Here is a 15,319-nt window from a genome sequence, read left to right on the forward strand (position 1 = left end):
AAGCAAACTGTCCCGTGGACAAAGTGCCGGAGCCAACCTGCGATGCGAGTTCCAAAAGACGGTTCTGTTTGGATTCATCCTGCAGATCACTGGTCAGAACCACTAAAGCCTGTTTGATTTCTGCCTGGAGTTTGGTTTCGTCCTGAAGCTTGGCCACACTCGCAATCTGAAAGAAGGTGTGGAGATGCGGGTATTCCGTTTCGAGGGGCGTGCCTTGGTCTCCGGCCAGCCGGTAAAGATAACCGAAGTATTCTTCGGCATCAACACCTTGCCCGGAATGACGCCCGCGCATACGGAGCAACTCCAGCCCGGCTTCCGGATAGATCTGCGACTCGGCATCCTCTAGACTTTGCAGTAACGCTTGAAAAGCCTGCTTGGCCTCCGGTGAAAAGGTATGAATCTTCTTGAAATGCCGGAAGTCTTCGATATATTTGTCGCGGTCTTCCACACCATATAAATTCGCCCGGAGCTGGCCGGCAATCACCGCCTTTTCAGGCCCGGTGATGTAGGCGCGCTTGAGCGCGTCCTCGGCCCAGGCATTGCGGATTTCATCGTGGGGAAAGGTGGCAAAAAAGCTGGCATCGATAGAACCGGTGCTGCCTTCCAAGGCAATCTGCTGCACCCCGTATTGTTGGGAGAGGAGAGTGACCAAGCCCGCGATATTCTCCTGGGCCTCGGCGTGCGCGTGGAAATCCTGGATATGAATCACAGCAAAGGGAGAGTCCGGATAGAATTGCCGGCGAAGAACCCGCCCAAGAGAAGCCGGTACCTCCCAATCAGGGACAGGTCTCGCCAACTCCTTCTCCGCCAACGGCTTCGGTGAGGTCCGTCCCCTCTCAGCTTGGGCCGGCTGCACGCTTCCCCGGAAGAAGTTCCGGGATTCCGGGCGCACAGGAACAGCCCAGGAGGGGTACACTGAAGTCCACAGTAAGATCTGGGCCAACAAAATAGCGGAGAAACGTAACTTATTGTATTTCATAAAGATATGAGCCTATTTCTATGGAATAAAATCGTAACTCAATGCATGCGGACAGGTTAAAGTATACCATCAGAACGGCCCTTATTGAGCCTCTACAAAAAGAGTTTCATTCGGGGAGCAAAGGGGACGGACCTCACGGAACTTGTTGTTGGGCAAAGGGTTGGCGAGAACCGTCCCTAGATTAGAATAATCCGGAGGGGAAAGTTTCTTGGGGAGGGACCTGGGGCGCGTGGCTGGCCCAGTCCACCTCCAAGGTGTGGGTTTGATAATCGCGGTTGGAACGGTAGCTCACCTTGCCGTTGAGCAAACCGTACTCGTACAGATTCTTGGTGATTTTGACATCGTCCCGGCAGTACGCCTTGAGCTCCTCCATCTTGCCCTCGCGAAACAACTCAATGGCCTGGAGTCCGGAACCGGACTTCCCCTCTCCCAATGTGGCCTGGGCCAAACTCTGCAGACTCACGCGGTGGCCGAGCACCTTCTCGATCTCAACCAGCAAGTCCAATACCGGCAAGGTCTTCACATCCAGTCCCAAATACGGTTGCAGCACCGGCAAGTCAAAACTCCGGATATTGAAACCCACCACAAGCTCTGCCTTCTTGAGCCGCTCTTCAAACTGCGGCAGTTCCTTCTCCTCGTACATCAGATACTCCGAGGCGGAATAGTCATAGGCACCCAGGACCGAAACCTTCAAAAGGTGCGGCTTGGACCGGTCCACCTCGTTAAAGGCCTTCTGGGTTTCGAGGTCAAAGACAATTGTACGTTCGTAAGGGATGGACATGACCTGTGGAACACCTCTGTTTCACGGTGTCAGGCACCGGTGCCTGGCACGTGTGGATAAGTCCATACTCCGGGAATTTGCCGCCCGCAAGCCGGGCAGGCGCCTTCCTCAATATGATTGCCTAGGATACGATAGCCCACGCGCTCGATCAAGACCTCTCCGCAGTCCGGGCAAGCCGTATTCTCCAGATTCCCCACCTCCCCGGGACGATTCCCCGCATACACATACTGCAACCCGGCTTCCCGGCCCAGGGCCCCGGCCCGCATCAAAGCCTCCTGAGGGGTAAAGGGCGTGTCGAGCATGCGGTAATCCGAGTGAAAGGCTGTGACATGCCACGGAATCTGCGGCGATATGCCGGCCAGGAACTCCGCAATCTGGCGCAGCTCCGCCTCCGAATCATTGAGTCCCGGAACCAGGAGCGTCACGACCTCGAGCCACAGACCGCGCCGGCACAGCTCTGTAATCGTCTCTTTGACCACGCTGAGCCGGCCGCCGAGCTTCCGGTATGCCTTTTCCTGAAAGCCCTTCAAATCCACCTTGTACATATCCAAATGCGGTTGCAGGTAGTCCAGGACTTCGGGCGTGGCATTGCCGTTGGAAACATACGCAGTCTTGAGTCCTTCTTCTTTGGCGAGCTTAAAAATCTCCTTCGCCCACTCACTGGTAATGAGAGGCTCATTGTAGGTGCTGGCAACAACCGGCGCGCCCTGCTGCAAGGCAATCTCAACGACCTCCGCGGGCTCGACCGGCTGCAACATACCCTGGGCCGCCTCATCCCGCAGGACTTGGGAGGTCTCCCAATTTTGGCAATAGGCACAATGGAAATCACAACCGAGCATCCCAAAACTCAGGGCCAATTGCCCCGGCAACACATGGTAAAAGGGTTTCTTCTCAATGGGATCGCACTGCAGGCCGCTCACATAGCCGAAAGGCACGCGGAGCCGGCCTTCCTCATTAAAGCGCACCTGGCACACTCCGCGCTTGCCGGGCCGCATCTTGCAACGGTGGCCGCAGGCAACGCACTGCAGGGAGCCGGCGTCCAGGGGGAGGGTCAAGGCGTTGGATGATTTGGTGTATCGGTCTAACATAGTTGCCTTGCTGTCATCCAGAGAATCCGCCATAAGTTATGGCGGAGACCTGGGGAGCTGTACAGGACACAGATTGCTTCGTCGCTGCGCTCCTCGCAATGACGACGGTTACGCCCGCAATGGCAGACTGTGGTTTCAGACACCCTTGATTCTACCACTCGCAGAAACGGTGGCCAGGCCGGGCAAAGACTGCTAATCTGTTTACCGGTGTACCACCACTTTGATAGCCGGGGGGCCGGGGATGGCTATCTCCAGAGAACAACTCATTCAAGCAGCTGTGCAGCGCGGTTTGGTCAAAGCCCAACGCGTTAAGGAACTCGAGGGCATTTCCCGCAGATCCGAAGACGACCTGCTGGACCAGATCATCAATCATGAACGCATTCCCATTGCCGCCTTCTACCAAGCCTTTGCCGAGACGCGGCAACTTCCTTACATAAACCTTGCTACGGTCGTACCGTCTGAAACGCTTTGCAGCCGTGTACCCAGTGCCTTTTTGAGCCAGTACATGATCCTTCCCATCGGTGAACACGCAGGAAAGATCCTTGTGGCCATGGCTGATCCGGATGAAGCGCAGGCCATCAGCAGCCTGGAACAAACCCTGGGGCAGAAGATCGCGATCGGCATTGCAGAACCGATGGCTATTTCCACCATCCTGACGCGCCTGAGTTTTGCGGAAGGCGAAGTGCCCAGGACTTCTGTCACGGTCGAGCCCGAGTCCGACTCCGTTGAACAGCTCAATCAGATTCTCAAGGAAGCGCACTTGCGCCGCGCTTCGGATATCCATCTGGAGCCTCAAGAAGAGGGGCTTCGCGTGCGCCTGCGCGTCGACGGCGGCCTGCAGGAAATTATGTCGGGGCTTAATTCCAGCCAAGCGTTAAGCCTTATTTCGCGCATCAAAGTTTTGGCGGAAATGGATATTGCCGAGCAACGCATCCCCCAGGACGGCGGATTCACAGTCAAGCCTCCCATCCCAAAAGCCGAGCGCATGGACATGCGTGTAGCCACCGCGCCTTCCCGCTGGGGCGAACGCGTCACCTTACGTGTACGCAACAAGGCGGACAAGAATCTCACCCTCGATACCTTGGGTATGTCGTCCGCAACCTTGGCCCGGTTTCATTCGGCAATTCATCGTCCCTTTGGCATGGCACTGATGACCGGGCCTACGGGAAGCGGCAAGACTACCACCCTGTATGCGGCCATCAACGAAATCAACCGTCCAAATTTGAACATACTCACAGCAGAAGATCCGGTGGAAAGCATTATTCCCGGGGCCACACAGGTCCCGGTAGGCACGAGCGGCAAAGTGGACTTTGCCGGAGCCTTGCGCGCCTTGCTGCGGCACGATCCGGATGTGTTGATGGTAGGTGAGATCCGCGACTTGGAAACCGCAGACGTGGCCTTCAAGGCAGCTCTTTCCGGACACATGGTCTTCTCCAGCCTGCATTCCAACACGGCATCTGTGGCGATTGCGCGGCTCACGGATATCGGGTGCGAACCCTATTTGATCGGCGCGACCTTAGCAGTAGTCATGGCCCATCGCCTGGTGCGCCGACTATGTGTCGAATGCAAAGTCGCGCGCACAGCCGGCCGCGAAGAGTCGATACTGCTCGGCAACGAAGGGGCCCCTGTTCAAGTCTATTCGCCTAAGGGATGCTCCCACTGTTTAGGCACGGGATTTAAGGGAAGGGTCGGAATGTACGAGGCCCTTTGGGTGGATGAAGCCGTAGCAGCCACGATTACCAAGGGCGGCTCCCCCCATGAGATTGAAGAGGCGGCCGGCAGCAACCTGACGCCGTTGCGCGAGGATGCGCGCGCAAAAGTATTGGAAGGCGTGACGAGTCTGGAAGAGGTAATGACCGTCGCGATCTTATAGCTGATACCGCGAAAACTCTTCATTAAAGCTTAAGCTCCGCATATCCTTCATGCGGTCCAGGTAAACCATCCCCTGCAAGTGATCCCATTCATGTTGAATAACGCGCGCGTGGAATCCTTCAGCCTCAAGAGTTTGCGGCGAGCCTTCGCGATCCAAGTACTTGACTGTGATGCGCTCCCAACGAGGAACCTCACCCCGCAACCCGGGAACACTCAGGCAGCCTTCCCAATCCAAGACTTGCCCTCCACTCGTGCCTGCGAGCTGCGGGTTAATCATAAAGGTGAGCGGCACGATCTCTTCCGTCTTGCCGTACCGCTCGTTGTAGGTCTTCACTTCCAGGACCGCCACCTGTAAGGGCACGTGCACCTGCGGCGCGGCGAGACCCACGCCGTTGTATTCACGCATGGTCTCAACCATTTCCACGAGAAATCGCTGGAAGTCCGGAGTGCCAATCAGCTCCGGATCCACTTCCTTGGCGATTTCCCTTAAAACAGGATGGCCAATTCTGGAAATCTTCAGTATATTTGCCATACAGTGCCTCCGCCGTCATTGTGCGCGCAACTCACTCCGTCCTTGCGAGGAGCAAGGCGACGAAGCAATCTGTGTCCCACAAAGATGGCAACGCTTCGCTCGCCATGACCAACTGAGTTATTCGATTACGGTCACCTTCTCCATCACCACATCATCCGCCGGTTTGTCGCGCGCATCGCGCTGCACGTTGGAGATGGCTTCCACCACATCTATTCCTTCGACCACGTATCCAAAAACACTGTGATGATCGTCCAGCCAAGGCGTGGGTACCGTTGTAATGAAGAACTGGCTGCCGTTGGTATTGGGGCCGCTATTGGCCATAGAAAGCACACCCGGTTTGTCATGGCGCAGCCTGGGGGAGAATTCATCCTCAAACTGGTAGCCCGGGCCGCCCGTACCCGTACCGGTGGGGTCCCCGCCCTGGATCATAAACCTTGGAATGACGCGATGAAAAATAATCCCGTCGTAGAATCCGTCCTTGCTGAGCTTCACAAAATTAGCGACTGTATTCGGCGCTTCGTCCGCCCGAAGCTCAATGACAATCGTACCCAAGTTTGTTTCAATTTTGGCCTGTGGATTCTTCCCGGCCGCAGAACTATCTGGCATAACTCCTCCCAACATGCTAAGGCTAAGAACACTGATCGACAGGAACCTAAGAAATCGCAACTCTTCCCTCCTCCGCTGTGCACGCGTACTCCGTACGATCCACGAGCCCGGCCTTTTCGAACGCCGTGCGCCGTTCCCCGCACTTCTGACAAACTCCGCAGTGAATAAAACCCTCGGGGTCAATACAAGAAAATGTCCATTCCAGCGGCATGCCCGGCGCGGATTGAATTGCCGAGACCTTGGAAGATTCCGCCAAGGGAGTATGAATGCGGATGGTATTCTCCAGACCCGTTTCACTCACCTGCTCCAGGGCCCTAAAGAACGGCATGCGGCTATCCGCAAAAGGATTGCCCCTGAGGATACCCAAGGCCACATTCCCGATTCCCTGCAACTGGCAAAAGACCAAGGCCTTGGACAAAAGCAGCAGATTCCGGCCGGGCAAAAACACGCTTTCGTCAGGATCTGCAGCGGCAGGCACAGGGCCGTTGTTCAGACTCCAATGCGGCGGATACAAATCCGAGACATCCAGGGTGAGCACCCGAAGCGGCTCAATGAAACTCGTGCCGAGCCGGGGGCCCAAGGCTCTCAATAAGCGTCCGAGCCAATATTGCTCAGCCGCTTCCCAGCGCGCCCCTGTGGCCACATAGAGAGGATAGATTCTTTTAAAGCGTTGGGACAATTGGGATAACAGCACACCCGAGTCCAGCCCCCCGCTCACAAGAACGCAAACCGAATCCAAGACCTTGTGGGGCGTGGCATTGCGAACCATAGAGCATCAGCCTAACAAAGCGCCCCACCCCAAGTCAATCAGTGCCAGGCACTGGTGCCTGGCACCGGTGCCTGGCACCGGGGAAGGGTTTGCGGGGGATCTCGGAACCGATATATACTATTAGCCTTATGTACCGCGTAACCAAAGAAATCAATTTCTGTTACGGGCACCGTCTTCTCAACTACGAGGGCAAATGCAGGCACCTGCACGGCCACAATGGCCGGGTCCTCATCGAGCTGGAGGCCGAGCAGCTCGACTCCCGCGGCATGGTCGTGGACTTCGGCGATATCAAACGCACGCTTCAAGCCTGGATCGACGAAAACCTCGACCACAAGATCCTCCTCAATAAGGAAGACCCGATCATCCCGCATCTGCGGGAACTCAACGAGGCCTTCTTCACCATGAACGAAAATCCCACGGCCGAGGCCATCTCGCGCCTCATTTTTGAATACGCCGTGTCCCAAGGCCTCAATGTAATTCAGGTCACGCTCTGGGAAACGCCCACCTCCTACGCCAGCTTCTGCCCTGCCGGCCAAGGCGCATGGAGGCCTGAATGACTCAGCGGGAACGCTGGGCCAGCCGCCCCGCCTTTATCATGGCGGCCATCGGCAGCGCTATCGGTCTGGGCAATGTATGGCGATTTCCCTATGTCGCCTATTCCAACGGCGGCGGCGCCTTTCTCATCCCCTACTTTGTTGCGCTATTCACTGCCGGCATCCCGCTCTTGGTTTTGGAGTTCGGCCTCGGACAAATGATGCAAGGCTCTTCACCCAAGTCCCTGGCCAAGATTCATCGCAAATGGGAGTGGGTGGGCTGGTGGGCCCTGATGGTCGGATCCATGATTGCGTTCTATTACTGCGTCGTCCTGGGCTACTGCTGGAATTATCTGTATCACAGCTTCACGCTCGCCTGGGGCCAAACACCCGCCGAAGCAAGAGACTTTTTCTTCAACCAATTCCTGCAAATCACCGGTGACCCCGGCACCATCGGCGGCATTCGCTGGCCCATTTTAATCGGCCTGGCCCTGGCTTGGATGGCCAATTACTGGGTCATCGTCAATGGCGTCAAACGCATCGGCCAAGTTGTGATGTGGATGGTGCCGGTCCCGATTATCTTTTTGATTATCCTTTTTGTGCGAGCCATGACCCTGCCCGGCGCAATGGACGGCATCGCCTATTACCTCACACCGGATTTCAGCCAGCTTCTCAATGGCCGTGTCTGGCTGGCCGCGTATTCACAAATCTTTTTCTCATTGAGCCTGGGCTTCGGCATTCTCATGGCTTACGCCAGCCATTTGCCCCGCGATGCGGAAATCACAAATAACGCCTTTATTACCGCCCTGGCCAATTGCGGGTTTAGTTTCTTTGCCGGCTTTGTGGTTTTCAGCACCTTGGGATTTTTGGCGCACGCCACAGGCGCCCCGGTTGAATCGGTAATCGACAAGGGCCCGGGACTGGCCTTTGTGATTTACCCGGCCGCCATCTCCCAACTCCCGTTTTGGTCCCAACTCTTCGGCGTATTGTTCTTCGTGACGCTGCTCTTCCTGGGCATCGACTCGGCGTTTTCGATTGTGGAGGCCATTGTCACGGGCCTGAACGACAAGTGGGATATCCCCCGCCCGCTCATCACCAAAGCTTTTTGCTTGCTGGGTTTTTTGGCGGGCATTCCGTTTTGCACACGCGCAGGGCTCTACTGGTTGGATATTGTCGACAACTGGATGAGTAACTTCGGCCTTGCCGCAGTGGGCTTTGCGGAATGCGTGATCGTTGGATGGATGTGGAATACCCGAAAACTCACCCACCACCTGGACAAGGTTTCGGAAATTCCCGCAGGCCACGGCTGGGAATTTTGCGTCAGGGTCATCACTCCAGCGGTACTGGGGATCACCTTGGTCATGAGCCTCATCGAAGAATTTAAACGCCCCTACGAAAACTATCCTATCTGGGCGCTCTTTATGGGAGGTTGGTGCGTGACCGTGGCCGTGGCGATTTTCGGCATGTTGGTTGCCCGCATTAAGCCGGTCAAAACCTTTGTCGATAATCCGGAGGACAATGTGTCATGAACGCCTCCGCCATTGTCATGCTCTTAGTCGGTTGTACCGTGCTTTACGGCGGACTCGCCTTGTGCGTCGGGATCGCGTTGGAACACGAAGCTCTCAAGAAGCGTGCTTCCCGCAGAAAACACTAATTCGCTCAAACAAGTCTACTCTGCCCGGACGCATGCGCATCTTTGAGCCGCAGGTAGACTTTCACCCCGTCCAGGATCATGGCCTGCTGTTCCTCGCTGAGCTTTCGCGACAAGCGTGCGGGAACGCCCACCACCAGTGAACCCGGCAACACCTCCTGGCCTTCCTTAATCAGGGCGCCTGCCCCCACCACACTCCCCTTGCCGATCCGGGCGTGCGAAAGCACTGTGGCCCCGATCCCGATGAGCACCTGGTCTTCCACAACAGCCCCGTGCACCGTGGCGGAGTGGCCGACAATCACGTTATCCCCTAATATACAGGGCGCATCTCTATCCACATGCAGCACAGCCCCGTCCTGGACATTGGTGTTCTCGCCGATCGTAATGGCATTGAGGTCCGCGCGCAGAACCGCGTTGTACCAAATACTGGCGTTCTTCTTGAGCGTCACATCGCCGACAACTCGCGCGCCCGGCGCAATAAATACACCTTCCCCTATTACAGGTGTCTTGTCTTTGTATGTCAGAATTTGATCAATTTCAGTCATTAGGTATACCGATGCTCCTGTCGAAATTGTCTCACTTCCTCTGTCACGCGCTCATCAAAGTCAATCCGTCCTAAATCCCCGACCATGCACTTGATGGAGCCGCCACCCTTTTCCATAAACTCACTCACATTCACGCGTACGGGTTCCACGCCCTTTGCCTTGATGCGATCCAGGACTTCGGGACTCGCTGTATGAGGCAAAAAGAGCTTGTATCCGGAGTCTGTGCGCGCGCCGTAACAATTCGCTACAAACTTTCCGCCGTCTGGATCTGAAAGGGCGATAATCCGGTCGCCAAGCCGGTTTTTTAACATCGCCACAGAGTCCCGGGAAAGGGCCGACTCGTAGAGCAAAAGCCATTGGCGCCGGGGCCCAAAGGAACAGGCTACGGTATCTCCGTGGTAGTGCGCCTCGTTGACCAGGGTCAAACTCAGGATGCGCGTGCCCGGCCCCACAATCTCTTGCAAGCGGTGCAAATTGCGGGCATCGCTCCGGAATCCGTACACCCTTCGCACAAAAGGCGCTTGGGATTGGAGGGCCCAATGCTGGTCGATCACCGGGCCATGAAAAAATAGAAAGTCCTCGCCGCACGGAAAGAAATCAGCCTCCCCCTCAAAACGATACGGCATATTGGCTGCTCCAAAACCCATGCCCCGGACAAAACGCCAGTAATACCGCCACTCTCGCGCCCGGTGCGGAACCAGATTACTCAAATAAAAGGTCTTCTCGCTTGCGGGAATCTCTTCATCAGCCCGGTACAGAAAACCTCCGTTAGCCGGGTACACCATACCCGGCAATGCGGGATTTGGAGGAATCACAAACACGGCCACACCCGCATCGCGAAGAGTGCCGGCCAACTGCTGCCAATGCTTCAGCGAACGGCCCCGATCCACCCGCTTGCGTCGCCCCCAAGCGCTGCGCGTATGAGGATTGGCTCCCCCGCGAATTCGGAAATAGTGTGGGTCAGTCATCATGACCGCAGGACAGTACGACATCAGCGTATCAAACCGGGGTAAGACTCTCTATCCTTAGCAACACGTGAATCACTCAAAGACGCCACGGGATACACACACGTCCCCAGCACAGCGATCCCTGCCGGCGCATCATTTCCGCTGCGCTTGCGGCCGCCAAAGGGCAATTTCGGCGAGGCCTTGACCGTGGAATGATTCCAATTGATGACCCCGGCCTCCAGACGCCTAAACGCGTGCTCAAATTTTCGTTTGGACCGTGTGAAAACTGCGGCTGCCAAGCCGTAGTCCGTAGCATTTGCCAAAGCCAAGGCTTCATCCAAATCCTCGACAGCGTAGATCGCCATGTCCGGCACAAAGTGTTCCTCGTCACGATAGGCGCTCCCGGCTCCCTTGAGCCGTTGCTGGGCTAAATGCACAGAAGGCGTGCGGTAATAACCCCGCACACCTGCCTTGAAATTCTTTCCCTCGCGCAGCGGCTTAAAGCCTTCTTTACCCGCCCATGCGCACACCTGGCGGTGCCTCTCCACAGCCTGCGCATTAATCAAAGGCCCCATAAAGACTGAGGGGTCTGCCGGATCCCCCACCTGCATGCGGTCCACATTCTTGAGCAGGCGATGCACAAAAGGATCCACGACTTTGCGCTCCACTAAAATGCGGCTGCCGGAGGTACAGCGCTGACCCGCAGTAATAAAGGCGCCCACGCAGGCCTCGTAGGCCGCGATGGATAAAGAAGCGTCCGACAAAACGATCACCGGATTCTTGCCGCCCATCTCCAAACCCAAAAAAACCTCCGGCCGGTCCACCAGCGCGTGCCTCAACACCAGGCCCGTAGGCACCGAACCTGTGAAAAGCACCCCGCGGATCCCCGGATGCGCCACCAAAGCGCGCCCCACTTCCGCAGCGCCTTGCACCAGGTTAAAGACACCTTTGGGAAGCCTGGCGCTGTACCAGGCCTGCGCGAGCCACTGCCCAACAAAGGGCGCTTCTTCCGAAGGCTTGAACACCACGGTGTTGCCGGCCAAAAGCGCGGGCGCGATCTGGCCTGTGGCCAAATACGCGGGAAAGTTAAAAGGCCCCATCACAACCATCACGCCACGCGGCCTGTAGGCACACTGCCCGTTCACGCCCTTGCGCACAGCCACTTCATAGCCGTTCAGGGCGGTATTGGCGTGCTCCAAAGTGACGTCGATCTTGGACACCACCGCCGCCGCTTCCTGCCGGGCCTCCCACAGAGGCTTCCCCACCTCTCTACTAATAAGAACAGCGAGCTCTTCCCGGCCCCTGGACACTGCGCGGGCAAAATGCTTGAGCGCAGATACACGATGCTTGCGGGAAACATGAGACCACTGGGCAAAACTCTTCTGTGCCGCGCAAACCGCACGATCCGCGTGTTTGGGATCCGAACACCAAACACCCACGGGTTGGTCCAAGTTGCCCGGACTCTGGGAGACCTGACCCTGCTGATTGGGACGCGTGAACTTGCCGTCAATGTAATTACCGCGAAACGGAATCAAACCAGACATACCGCCACCTCGCCGCCTTCACTGATCTCCAGAATATCTGCAATAGGCTTCGGCAAGATGCAGCCTCCGCCCTTGGGCCTGCGCACTCTTGAAAAAACCGCCCGCACCTCCCCGCGCTTGGGCTCGGACATCACAATGGCCTCCGCGGATTTGGCCACAGACCCCGTACCGAGAAGTCTCAGGCTCTGTGTGTTTTGGATATAGCTAATATCCGCAGTCTGCACACCGTAGTGCGGGCCTGCATCAAAAGGACACACTTGGTTGAGAAATTCAAACCCCGCACGTTTCAAAATGCGCGAAGCAAGTTCCGCTCCCTCGCTCATCTTGCCGATCTCGCTGCGCGCCGCTTCACTCAGAAGTTCGGTATAGATCGGTTCCTTTGGAAAAAGCCCCATGATAAATTCACGATTGATGGCGCTCAAGCGATCCGCCTTCTCGTAGCTCATGCCCAAAAAGGGTTGAGCTACCTGCTCCCAAAAACTGTTCCGGCCGTTTTCCCAATGCCCCATAAATTCCACCAGCACACGCGAACGAAAACGATTCCGGTGGCCGGCCATATACGCAAAACGGGCCAGTGAGACCAAACACCCCACGCGGCGGCCCTTTCCGCGGTATGCAGGCAGCACCACAAGGCCTCCCAATTCCGTAGGACCGTTCAAGGTCCAGCGTAAGCGCCAACGCTCCCGCGCTCGATCAATGCCCAAGGTGCTGCTGCTCGCCTGGATTTCTTCACGGTCCAGGTATAGATGCGGCATGGTCTGCTTTCCGTGCTGCGCCACAATCAGCGCCGCTCCCGCGAGCTTTTGCGTTCCGATGTTCTCAGCCACAAACAAATAGCGCGCTCGCACCGGATCCTCGACGCGGCCCGCAAAGGATTTTTCGGATAGGGACAGGAGCTCGCGGATATACGTGCGATCGTTCGGGAGATTGTAGGAGTCCAGAGATTTTGCCAGTTTCATTACCTGGCTGAAGTCTTTGGGGCCTGCGTTGCGAATGAGGAACTTGTGGTTCACGGTGCTCCTTTGGAAGAGGGACGGACCTCGCAGAATTTCAGGGGACATATCTCTACAGGAGATGTGTCCCCTAGGTTCCTCGAGAACCGGCCCTGATTATTTTCTCATAGAATTGCGCAGCCTGATAAATCTGCTTTAGCCCGGTTCGTTCATTGGGCCGGTGGATATTTCCCGTAGACTTGCCGGGGCCGAACACTACAGCGGGAATTCTCCAGGCCTCCGCCAATATTCCGGCCTCCGTGCACGTCGGCTTGGTTGCCGGGGGTTCATCCAAATCCATCTCCCGCAACACGCGTTTTCCCGAACGCACAATAGACTCATTGGACGCTGTGCTCAAAGCCGGATTGTTCCGCTCTACCTTTAGCCTGAACCGGGCAGGCTTGAAGTACTCCTCCAATGACTGCTCCATTAATAAGAGGTAGTCCTCTGCTCTCTGGCCAGGCATGAGCCGGTGATCCAGGGTGAGAACAAGACGATGTCCGTTCACGCGAAGTCTGGTAGGGGTGATGCTCAGTTGGGGAGGATCGAACGCGCTGCTCACGCGGCGCTTCAGGCGCTTGGCGCGTGCTTCATAATCCCGCAACCAATCCATCAGATCCCGCAAAGGCAGCCCATGACTGCCTGCCTCGCCCAGGACCAGCTCACAGCGTTCCGGCACTTTGTTGGCAACGGTGCCGGCCTGCACTTCAAGCACTTCAGTCTGGGGTGAGCGGCCCCAAGTTTTTGTCAAGAACTCCAACGCCGCCACTAAGGCATTCTGCCCCAAATGCGGTGTGGCGCTGTGTGCGGTCTTACCCCGAAACACAATGCGCCGGCCTTTGCGCACTTTGGGCCGATGCCTGAGTTTGAGTTCCACTTCCACTACCAAATACCCTTTGTGCCGGGTGACCAATCGCAGTTCCGAGGGTTCGCCGACCCAAAGTTCTGCGGGCTTTTGCAATCCAGCCTTTTGCGCCAAAGCTTTGGCGCCCTGCAAACCGGTTTCCTCCGCGCAGGTGGCAAACATCGCGATGGGGCGTTTGAGTTCATTGGCATTGATCCGGGAGAACGCGGCGAGCTTGGCTGCTAAATCGGATTTTACATCCGCGACACCCAGGCCATAGAGATAGCGCCCCTTGATCACAGGGCTCCAAGGCCTGCCGCCGGTTGAGGTCCAGGCTTCTTTAGGTGTCGGCGGCACCGTGTCAGTGTGCGTCAGGAATCCCATGGGCCAGCGGCCCTCGCCCAAATACCCAATCACATTGAGATGCCGCTGCCCTGACAGACGCACGGGCTGGTAGCTGACTTCAAAGCCCAGGCTTTGCAAACAGTTCCCCACCCATAGGGCAAGGTCTTTGTTGGAACGGGAGCTGATCGTGTTGATTCGTATGAATTGGCTGGCGAGCTTGACAGGATCCAGCCCGGATATTGGAAGGGACTTTGAAGAGGCGCTCAACTTACCATTCTAGCTTTGACAGCACATCCAGGGTGCGCTCGATATTGTCTGTTTTGAGCACTAAGGATCCCTGGCCCTGGCCATCGGTGGCTGTGCAATAGGCGTATTGGATATTGATGTCCGCGTGGGCAAGGGCGCGCGCCACATGCGTGAGCGCGCCGGGCCGGTTAAAGAGATCCACGACCGCCACATCGTTTTCCGTGATGTAGAGCCCTTGGCGCTCCAGCAGAAGAACGGCCTTGATGTGCTGGTCCACTACCAGCCGGACTACAGCGTGGTCCACCGTATCGTGCACGGAAAGGGCGCTGATATTCATCTGACCTTCGGCGAGGATGCCGGTGATGCGGGCCATCAGACCGGGGCGGTTTTCGAGAAAAACGGAAATCTGCTTTGCAATGCGAATCATAGTTTAACCATTATACCCGGTGTCAGGCACTGGTGCCAGGCACCGGTGCCTGGCACCGCGCGAGCCACTCGCGGAACAGCCTCTGCGCCAAGGGTTTGAGTTGTGGGATGATCCGCGGAATCTGTTCGCGGATTGCTGCGGGGTCGACTCCGGCATAGAGCTCCAGCCACTCCAAGGCCATGGCCTCGGTCACTTCCAAATGGAATTGAAGAGCATAACTGTTGCGGCCATAGCGGAAAGCCTGGTTTGGAAACAGCCCGGAGCCGGCTAAACGCACAGCCCCCTGCGGAATCTCAAAGCCGTCGCCATGCCATTGGAAGGATTGGAGACATCCATCCGCGGCCACAGAATTCAGCAGCGGATCGGCTTTGCCCTCCTCACTAAGTTCGATGGAGTGAAAACCGATTTCCTTCATCTCCCCGGGACGCACCGCTGCCCCCAACGCAGAGGCCATCAGCTGGGCGCCCAAGCACACGCCTAATAGAGGAAGATCTGCCCGGAGCGCAGCAGCCAACCATTCCCGCAGCGGCCCCAAGTACGGATACTCATCCACTTCATCCACATTCATCGGCCCGCCTAAAACCACGGCGGCCTTCACCCCAGAACCCGGCAGAAATA

At 56.8% G+C, this 15,319-nt stretch carries 17 protein-coding genes; 4 read left to right on the top strand and 13 right to left on the bottom strand.

Annotation, left to right across the window (positions count from 1 at the left end; translation table 11 throughout):
* The 3 genes from JW937_01910 to amrS all read right to left on the bottom strand — a co-directional run.
* On the bottom strand, positions 1–796 hold a 796-nt coding region (locus JW937_01910), incomplete at its 3' end, for a hypothetical protein (protein ID MBN1586166.1).
* 364 nt (positions 797–1,160) lie between these two features.
* Positions 1,161–1,760: a ribonuclease H-like domain-containing protein gene (locus tag JW937_01915; protein ID MBN1586167.1), complete on the bottom strand. Its 600-nt coding sequence runs from the start codon at positions 1,758–1,760 to the stop codon at positions 1,161–1,163.
* Between the two features lie 29 nt (positions 1,761–1,789).
* Positions 1,790–2,848: an AmmeMemoRadiSam system radical SAM enzyme gene (amrS, locus tag JW937_01920; protein MBN1586168.1), complete on the bottom strand. Its 1,059-nt coding sequence runs from the start codon at positions 2,846–2,848 to the stop codon at positions 1,790–1,792.
* 241 nt (positions 2,849–3,089) lie between these two features.
* Between amrS and JW937_01925 the strand changes: the two genes are divergently transcribed.
* Positions 3,090–4,721: a type II/IV secretion system protein gene (locus JW937_01925; protein ID MBN1586169.1), complete on the top strand. Its 1,632-nt coding sequence runs from the start codon at positions 3,090–3,092 to the stop codon at positions 4,719–4,721.
* Here the strand turns inward: JW937_01925 and def are convergent.
* The 3 genes from def to JW937_01940 all read right to left on the bottom strand — a co-directional run bounded on the left by def (position 4,716) and on the right by JW937_01940 (position 6,627).
* Positions 4,716–5,252 carry a peptide deformylase gene (gene def, locus JW937_01930; protein MBN1586170.1) on the bottom strand — a complete coding sequence of 179 codons (537 nt, stop codon included), beginning with the start codon at positions 5,250–5,252 and terminating at the stop codon, positions 4,716–4,718. The two genes, JW937_01925 and def, sit on opposite strands and share 6 nt — an antisense overlap.
* A gap of 117 nt (positions 5,253–5,369) precedes the next feature.
* Positions 5,370–5,858 carry a peptidylprolyl isomerase gene (locus JW937_01935; GenBank protein ID MBN1586171.1) on the bottom strand — a complete coding sequence of 163 codons (489 nt, stop codon included), beginning with the start codon at positions 5,856–5,858 and terminating at the stop codon, positions 5,370–5,372.
* Positions 5,859–5,904: 46 nt separating this feature from the next.
* Entirely contained in the window at positions 5,905–6,627 is a 723-nt protein-coding gene (locus JW937_01940; GenBank protein ID MBN1586172.1) for a 7-cyano-7-deazaguanine synthase, read from the bottom strand.
* Positions 6,628–6,755: 128 nt separating this feature from the next.
* On the opposite strand from JW937_01940, the gene JW937_01945 reads away from it, so the two are divergent.
* The 3 genes from JW937_01945 to JW937_01955 are packed head-to-tail and all read left to right on the top strand — an operon-like array spanning position 6,756 to position 8,814.
* Positions 6,756–7,184: a 6-carboxytetrahydropterin synthase gene (locus JW937_01945; GenBank protein MBN1586173.1), complete on the top strand. Its 429-nt coding sequence runs from the start codon at positions 6,756–6,758 to the stop codon at positions 7,182–7,184.
* Complete coding sequence (locus JW937_01950) at positions 7,181–8,689, top strand: sodium-dependent transporter (GenBank protein MBN1586174.1); 1,509 nt, start codon at positions 7,181–7,183, stop codon at positions 8,687–8,689. Before JW937_01945 ends, JW937_01950 begins: the two co-directional genes overlap by 4 nt.
* Positions 8,686–8,814, top strand: a complete 129-nt coding sequence (locus tag JW937_01955; GenBank protein MBN1586175.1) for a MetS family NSS transporter small subunit — start codon at positions 8,686–8,688, stop codon at positions 8,812–8,814. Before JW937_01950 ends, JW937_01955 begins: the two co-directional genes overlap by 4 nt.
* Positions 8,815–8,819: 5 nt before the next feature.
* Here the strand turns inward: JW937_01955 and JW937_01960 are convergent, their stop codons facing one another.
* From JW937_01960 to JW937_01990, 7 genes are all read right to left on the bottom strand, one after another.
* Entirely contained in the window at positions 8,820–9,356 is a 537-nt protein-coding gene (locus tag JW937_01960) for a gamma carbonic anhydrase family protein (GenBank protein MBN1586176.1), read from the bottom strand.
* A complete protein-coding gene (locus JW937_01965) occupies positions 9,356–10,327 on the bottom strand; it encodes a hypothetical protein (GenBank protein MBN1586177.1) in 972 nt (323 codons plus the stop codon). The genes JW937_01960 and JW937_01965 overlap by 1 nt, the downstream gene beginning before the upstream one ends.
* Positions 10,328–10,347: 20 nt before the next feature.
* The gene (locus JW937_01970) at positions 10,348–11,847 is read right to left on the bottom strand and encodes an aldehyde dehydrogenase family protein (GenBank protein ID MBN1586178.1); all 1,500 of its coding nucleotides are present in this window, start codon (positions 11,845–11,847) and stop codon (positions 10,348–10,350) included.
* Complete coding sequence (locus JW937_01975) at positions 11,835–12,860, bottom strand: arginine N-succinyltransferase (protein MBN1586179.1); 1,026 nt, start codon at positions 12,858–12,860, stop codon at positions 11,835–11,837. Before JW937_01975 ends, JW937_01970 begins: the two co-directional genes overlap by 13 nt.
* Positions 12,861–12,930: 70 nt before the next feature.
* Positions 12,931–14,295 (bottom strand): M20/M25/M40 family metallo-hydrolase, encoded by a 1,365-nt coding sequence (locus JW937_01980; GenBank protein MBN1586180.1) that lies wholly within the window; start codon positions 14,293–14,295, stop codon positions 12,931–12,933.
* Between the two features lies 1 nt (position 14,296).
* Entirely contained in the window at positions 14,297–14,701 is a 405-nt protein-coding gene (locus tag JW937_01985) for an ACT domain-containing protein (protein MBN1586181.1), read from the bottom strand.
* A 22-nt stretch (positions 14,702–14,723) separates the two neighbouring features.
* Positions 14,724–15,319 (bottom strand): glutamine amidotransferase (locus JW937_01990; protein ID MBN1586182.1); only part of this gene is annotated, 596 nt, incomplete at its 5' end.

It is taken from the genome of Candidatus Omnitrophota bacterium, assembly GCA_016929445.1.
Classification (GTDB): Bacteria; Omnitrophota; Gorgyraeia; order JAFGIU01; family JAFGIU01; genus JAFGIU01.

What these genes read in the sequence shown, in the direction of transcription:
- JW937_01945 (MBN1586173.1), top strand. Translation starts at nt 6,756, where the DNA reads ATGTACCGCGTAACCAAAGAAATCAATTTCTGTTACGGGCACCGTCTT.
- JW937_01985 (MBN1586181.1), bottom strand. Translation starts at nt 14,701, where the DNA reads ATGATTCGCATTGCAAAGCAGATTTCCGTTTTTCTCGAAAACCGCCCC.
- def (MBN1586170.1), bottom strand. Translation starts at nt 5,252, where the DNA reads ATGGCAAATATACTGAAGATTTCCAGAATTGGCCATCCTGTTTTAAGG.
- JW937_01935 (MBN1586171.1), bottom strand. Translation starts at nt 5,858, where the DNA reads ATGCCAGATAGTTCTGCGGCCGGGAAGAATCCACAGGCCAAAATTGAA.
- JW937_01925 (MBN1586169.1), top strand. Translation starts at nt 3,090, where the DNA reads ATGGCTATCTCCAGAGAACAACTCATTCAAGCAGCTGTGCAGCGCGGT.
- JW937_01965 (MBN1586177.1), bottom strand. Translation starts at nt 10,327, where the DNA reads ATGATGACTGACCCACACTATTTCCGAATTCGCGGGGGAGCCAATCCT.
- JW937_01940 (MBN1586172.1), bottom strand. Translation starts at nt 6,627, where the DNA reads ATGGTTCGCAATGCCACGCCCCACAAGGTCTTGGATTCGGTTTGCGTT.
- amrS (MBN1586168.1), bottom strand. Translation starts at nt 2,848, where the DNA reads ATGTTAGACCGATACACCAAATCATCCAACGCCTTGACCCTCCCCCTG.
- JW937_01970 (MBN1586178.1), bottom strand. Translation starts at nt 11,847, where the DNA reads ATGTCTGGTTTGATTCCGTTTCGCGGTAATTACATTGACGGCAAGTTC.
- JW937_01960 (MBN1586176.1), bottom strand. Translation starts at nt 9,356, where the DNA reads ATGACTGAAATTGATCAAATTCTGACATACAAAGACAAGACACCTGTA.
- JW937_01950 (MBN1586174.1), top strand. Translation starts at nt 7,181, where the DNA reads ATGACTCAGCGGGAACGCTGGGCCAGCCGCCCCGCCTTTATCATGGCG.
- JW937_01955 (MBN1586175.1), top strand. Translation starts at nt 8,686, where the DNA reads ATGAACGCCTCCGCCATTGTCATGCTCTTAGTCGGTTGTACCGTGCTT.
- JW937_01915 (MBN1586167.1), bottom strand. Translation starts at nt 1,760, where the DNA reads ATGTCCATCCCTTACGAACGTACAATTGTCTTTGACCTCGAAACCCAG.